Source organism: Cereibacter johrii, from assembly GCF_001720585.1.
Lineage (GTDB): Bacteria > Pseudomonadota > Alphaproteobacteria > Rhodobacterales > Rhodobacteraceae > Cereibacter_A > Cereibacter_A johrii.
In genome coordinates this window covers 1-3,195 of sequence record NZ_MABH01000016.1, presented here as the reverse complement: position 1 = coordinate 3,195, position 3,195 = coordinate 1, and the positions used below count along the sequence as shown (strand labels likewise).

Below are 3,195 nucleotides of genomic sequence, written 5' to 3'. Positions count from 1 at the left end.
GGCGGCCAGCACCTCCTCGCGCGACAGGGTGCCCGCCGCGAGATGCGGCGAGAGGCGCGAAGAGGCGCGCTCCGCCTGCAGCAGTCGGTTGCGCCCGTCGCGGTAGAGCCTCCCGCGCCGGTCGAGGAAACTCTGGAGCAGGAGCTGCCCCTGCGGCCGCCCGCCCGGCTGGCGGTGGGGGCAGCGGTCCTCGGCCAGCCGCAGAGCGCGGGCCGGCGGAATCGGCCCCGGTTCGACCGCGGGCAGCGGGGTCAGCGCCGCGGGTGCCCCCGGGCCGGGCTTCAGCCGGATGAACTCGAGGCCGGTGCCCGCGGCCCACGCTTGCAGGGCCAGATCGAGCGCCGCGAGAGCGGGATCCTCGAGGCAGAGGATCCGTCCGATCCGGTGCAGCTTGCAGAGCTTGGACAGGACCGTTTGCGGATCGCCCACGCGCACCGCGAGCGGCGCCCCGAGCGCCGCCAGATCCGCGCGCAGGTCTGCAAGACATTCGGCGCGGAACGCCCATTGCCGGCCCGAGCGCGCCGGATCGGCCCATTCGGCCGGATCGACGATGGCCAGCGGCAGCACGCGGTCGTCGGCCGCGCGCGCCAGCGCCGGATGATCCGCCACCCGCAGGTCGTTGCGAAACCAGATCAGAACATTCATGGAACAGTGATGCCCGCCTCGCGCGGAAAGAGCAAGGGGCCGCGACGCTTGGAAATGTGAGCTGCCGGTTCCTCGTCGGTGCGCCCGCCGGCTCCAGCCCCGAGGCCACGGGGATCGCCGGCCGCAGGAGCGACTCAGGATGTGCTCCGGCGCAGCCCGGCCCCCGTCCTTCACGAGGCGGGTGCCGGAGACGACGCGGCCTTTCGCGCCGGGCCGCTCACCGGTGGTTGGGGCAGGGCGGGGGCGGGCTTGTCCCGTCTCGCCGAGGCGGCACCCCGGGGCCTCGATCCGGCGGACAGGCCCGAGCCGATGACCTGTCCTTGCAAGTGCGCCTCGGATCCGGTTGCCGGAGGCGGCACCCGCCACCTCCGGGGTTGCGGGGAACGGGTCGGGCGCCTCGCCCAAGGGCGCTGCCGGTGCCTTCGGTCGTGGCTCCCGTTTGCGTCATCCTCCTGCCACCAAAGACCCGCAGACTCTGCCTCGCCGCGTCGGATCGGCGCCGCCGCGGACGAGGCGCGGATCGCGGGCGAGGAGAGGCGCCCCATGCGTGGCGCGCCGGATCCTGCCCGGCGGGCCTTGCACACGCCGCGGCGCGGACTAGGCTGCAAGGTCCAGGAGAAGATCATGACCGACACCCCGATCCGCCTCGCCGACTACCTGCCCCCCAGCCATCTCGTCGATGGGGTCTCGCTCACCTTCCGGCTCGATCCCGGCCGCACGCGCGTGCTCTCGGAGATCCGGTTCCGGCCGAACCCGGCCCGGACGGGGCGCCCCGACCTGCGCCTCGACGGCGAGGGGCTGGCGCTCGTCTCGGCCGCGCTGGACGGCGCGCCCCTCGCCGCCAAGCCCGACGCGACGGGCCTGACCCTTCCCGGCGCAAGCCTCCCCGACGCGCCCTTCACCTTCACGGCCGAGGTCGAGATCGACCCCGCCGCCAATACCGAGCTCGAGGGGCTCTACATGTCGAACGGCATGTATTGCACCCAGTGCGAGGCCGAGGGCTTCCGCAAGATCACCTTCTACCCCGACCGGCCCGATGTGATGGCTCCGTTCCGCGTGCGGATCGAGAGCGACCTGCCGGTGCTCCTGTCGAACGGCAACGAGGTGGCCTCGGGGCCGGGCTGGGCCGAATGGCATGATCCTTGGCCGAAGCCCTCCTATCTGTTCGCGCTGGTCGCGGGCGATCTCGTGGCCCATAGCGCGGGTTTCACCACGGCCTCGGGACGGACGGTGGCGCTCAACATCTGGGTGCGGCCGGGCGACGAGGCGCGCTGCGCCTATGCGATGGACAGCCTGATCCGCTCGATGAAGTGGGACGAGGAGGTCTATGGCCGCGAATACGACCTCGACACGTTCAACATCGTCGCCGTGGACGATTTCAACATGGGGGCGATGGAGAACAAGGGGCTGAACATCTTCAACTCGAAGTATGTGCTGGCCCTGCCCGAAACCGCGACCGACGATGATTTCGCCCGGATCGAGGCGGTCATCGCGCATGAATATTTCCACAACTGGACCGGCAACCGCATCACCTGCCGCGACTGGTTCCAGCTCTGCCTCAAGGAAGGGCTCACCGTCTTCCGCGATCAGCAGTTCAGCTCGGACATGCGTTCGGCCGCGGTGAAGCGGATCGAGGATGTGCTGACGCTCCGCGCCCGGCAGTTCCGCGAGGACGACGGGCCGCTCGCTCACCCCGTCCGCCCCGAGGAATATATCGAGATCAACAACTTCTACACGGCGACCGTCTACGAGAAGGGGGCCGAACTTATCGGGATGCTCAAGCGGCTCGTGGGCGACGAGGCCTATGCGCGCGCGCTCGACCTCTATTTCGAGCGTCATGACGGGCAGGCGGCCACCATCGAGGACTGGCTCACCGTCTTCGAGGAAGCGACGGGCCGTGATCTTGCGCAGTTCAAGCTCTGGTATTCCGAGGCCGGCACGCCGCGCCTGAAGGTCAGCGATCGCTTCGAGGACGGGCGCTACACGCTCGAGTTCGAACAGGTGAACCCGCCCACGCCCGGCCAGCCGGTGAAGCAGCCCAAGGTGATCCCGGTGGCGGTGGGGCTGCTCAATCCGAACGGGGACGAGGTGCTGCCCACCACCGTCCTCGAAATGACGCAGCCGCGGCAGAGCTTCACCTTCGAGGGGCTGGGCGCGCGCCCCGTGCCCTCGATCCTGCGCGGCTTCTCGGCGCCCGTGGTGCTCGAGCGCGAGACCTCTTCCGAGGAGCGCGCCTTCCTGCTCGCCCATGACACCGATCCGTTCAACAAGTGGGAGGCCGGACGCGCCCTCGCCAAGGACGTGCTGGCCCGGATGGTCACCGAAGGGGCCCAGCCCGGGCCCGACTGGCTCGAGGCGCTGGCGCGGGTCGCGGTGGACGAGACGCTCGACCCGGCCTTCCGCGCCCTCGCCCTGCGCCTGCCGGGCGAGGACGACATGGCCCAGACGCTCCATGCCGCGGGCCATGTGCCGGACCCGGGCCGCATCCACGCCGCGCGCGAGCGGATGGCGGGGGCGCTGGCCGAACGGCTCGAATCCGAGCTCGGGGCC

The 3,195-nt window shown here is 70.9% G+C and carries 2 protein-coding genes; one reads left to right on the top strand and one right to left on the bottom strand.

What is annotated here, in order from left to right; genetic code table 11:
- Positions 1-645 (bottom strand): deoxyribodipyrimidine photo-lyase (locus A9O63_RS00420; RefSeq protein WP_205631806.1); only part of this gene is annotated, 645 nt, incomplete at its 3' end.
- Between the two features lie 624 nt (positions 646-1,269).
- On the opposite strand from A9O63_RS00420, the gene pepN reads away from it, so the two are divergent.
- The coding region (pepN, locus tag A9O63_RS00415; RefSeq protein ID WP_069330150.1) for an aminopeptidase N at positions 1,270-3,195 on the top strand (1,926 nt) is incomplete at its 3' end.